Genomic DNA, 1,177 nt, shown 5'->3' on the forward strand with positions numbered 1-1,177 from the left:
CTTCTTCTCTGCCTCCTTCTGTGTCTTGGGGGTCTTGGGGGCCGGGGTGTCCTGCCCCCCTCCACAGGGCACCCCCGGCAGGGGCCGACAGCCCCGGCGAACCCGGGTGTGGTCGGGTGGCCGGGCTGTCGGCCGGTTGGGGTCCCCGAAGGGGCGGGCAGGGAGGGGGTCTCGGCCCAGACCGGGCGCTGCCGTGTCGGTGTCGTCATGATGTCCGCCGGTAGATTCCGTTCTCGCCCATCATGTGGGCGACCTTGTTGGCCACCAGGATCAGCGCCAGGCCGACCACGCCCTTGACCAGGCCGGCCGCCGCGCCGTAGCTCCACTCGCCCACCGCGAGGGTCTGCCAGTAGATGAAGGTGTCCAGCACCTCGGCGGCCTGCTGGCCCACGGCGTCGCGTTGCAGGAAGAACTGTTCGAAGCCCACGTTGAGGGCGTCGCCCAGGCGCAGGATGAGCAGCAGCACGATGACCGGGCGCAGGCCCGGCAGGGTGATGTGCCACAGGCGGCGCCACCGGTTGGCCCCGTCCACCGCCGCGGCCTCGTACAGGTTGGGGTTGATGGCGGCCAGCGCGGCGAGGAACACGATCATCCCCCAGCCGGCGTCCTTCCACACCACTTCGGCGGTGACCAGCAGCAGGAACGTGTCGGGGTTGGTCATGATGTCCAACCCGTCGTAGCCGTGCTGGCGCAGCACCTGGGAGATGAGGCCCGCTCCGCCGATGATCTGCTGGAACAGGGTGATGACCAGCACCCAGGAGAAGAAGTGCGGCATGTAGACCACGGTCTGCAGCAGCATGCGGATCCGCGGGGAGAGCACGCTGTCCAGCAGGATCGCCAGCGCGATGGGCACGGGGAAGTAGAACACCAGCTGGAACGCGGTGATGGTGAGGGTGTTGAGGGTCGCGTCCCAGAAGGCGGGGTCGGTCAGCAGCCAGTAGAAGTTGTCGAAGCCGATGAACGGGCTGTCCCAGATCCCCCGGTAGGGGGAGTAGTCCTGGAAGGCGATGACGTTGCCCAGGGTCGGTGTAGTGGAAGACCGTGAGCAGGCCCAGGGCGGGCACCGTCATCAGCAGCAGCTGCCAGTCCTGGCGCAGGCGGGAGCGCAGCGGCTTCCTGCGCGGCTGTGGGTCCCGGCGGGCGCGCGCGGCCTCCCCGCGCTCCCCGGTGGGAGGGG

General features: G+C 69.3%; 1 pseudogene. It reads right to left on the reverse strand.

What is annotated here, in order from left to right:
- Positions 1–205: 205 nt before the first annotated feature.
- Positions 206–1,177: pseudogene (locus AC529_RS08940) on the reverse strand (ABC transporter permease); the annotation flags it as partial.

This window comes from Thermobifida cellulosilytica TB100 (assembly GCF_001517975.1).
Taxonomy (GTDB): Bacteria; Actinomycetota; Actinomycetes; order Streptosporangiales; family Streptosporangiaceae; genus Thermobifida; species Thermobifida cellulosilytica.